The following is a 1,129-nucleotide window of genomic DNA, read 5'->3' as shown; positions in this document are numbered from 1 at the left end:
GCTAGTGGACCGTTTCTGAAGTTTGGTGACGGTTGGCTTTCTTGAGGATCTGGTCGGGTGTTTGGGTCCAGACGAAGGGATGGCAGCGGTCGTTCCAGCCGTTGATGAAGGCGCGGATCTTGGCGTTGAGGTCGCGTACGGATCGGAAGGTGCCGCGGCGGATGGCTTGTCGTTCGATGATGCCGAACCAGACCTCGACCAGGTTGAGCCACGATCCAGACGTTGGTGTGAAGTGGGTGTGGATCCGTGGGTTGGCCGCCAGCCAGGCCTTGATCTCGGGGCGCTTGTGGGTGGCGTAGTTGTCCATCACCAGGTGCAGGTCGGTGTCGGGGTAGGCGCGGGCGACCTGTTTGAGAAAGGTCAGGAACTCTTGGTGGCGGTGTCTGGGCTTGCAGGCTGCGGTGACCGTTCCGGTAGCGATTTCCAGCGCCGCGAACAGGGTGCTGGTGCCGTGCCGGACGTAGTCGTGGGTGCGGCGCTCGGGAAACCCTGGCTGCATCGGCAACATCGGCTGGGTCCGGTCCAACGCCTGAATCTGGCTTTTCTCGTCCACGCACAACACGATCGCGTTGTCCGGCGGCGCCAAATACAACCCGACCACGTCGGTGACCTTGGCAACCAGCTCGGGATCGGTGGAGAACTTGAACGTCTCCGCCCGCCACGGCTGCACCCCATAGTCACGCCAGGCCCGGGCCACTGTCGCGTTACCGATCTTGAGCCGCTCGGCCAGCAACCGAGACGACCAATGCGTCACCCCCAACTTCTTCGGCGGCGGCTTCAACGTCTCGGCCACGATCATCTTGTGATCGATCCGCCGCGGCCGGCCCGGCCGATCCGCATCATCCAGCCCCTTCATGCCGCTGCGCTCGTACCGCTGCCGCCACCCGATCACCTTCGGGCGCGACAACCCCACCTGCTCCGCGATCGCCGTGTTCGCGACCCCTTCGGCAGCCAGCAGCACCACCCTCGCCCGCAAAGCCAACCCAGCCCGCACCGTCGTACTCCGCGTCAGCGACACCAACCGCTCCAGATCACCCTCACGAAGCACCAGCGCAACAGCAGGACGGTTCGGCATACCTCATTCTCACCCAACACCAACCGTCACCTAATTAATGACACGCGCCACTAG

At 63.8% G+C, this 1,129-nt stretch carries 1 protein-coding gene; it reads right to left on the bottom strand.

Annotation, left to right across the window (positions count from 1 at the left end; genetic code table 11):
* Position 1: 1 nt before the first annotated feature.
* Complete coding sequence (locus ACWF4Z_RS38400) at positions 2 to 1,075, bottom strand: IS630 family transposase (protein ID WP_452248121.1); 1,074 nt, start codon at positions 1,073 to 1,075, stop codon at positions 2 to 4.
* Positions 1,076 to 1,129: the final 54 nt, after the last annotated feature.

This window comes from Kribbella sp. NPDC055071, from assembly GCF_053608045.1.
The sequence above is the reverse complement of the archived record's forward strand: the minus strand, read 5'-3'. Positions and strand labels throughout refer to the sequence as shown.

Excerpts from the sequence above, each read along its gene's own strand:
- ACWF4Z_RS38400 (WP_452248121.1), bottom strand. The coding sequence starts at position 1,075 with ATGCCGAACCGTCCTGCTGTTGCGCTGGTGCTTCGTGAGGGTGATCTG.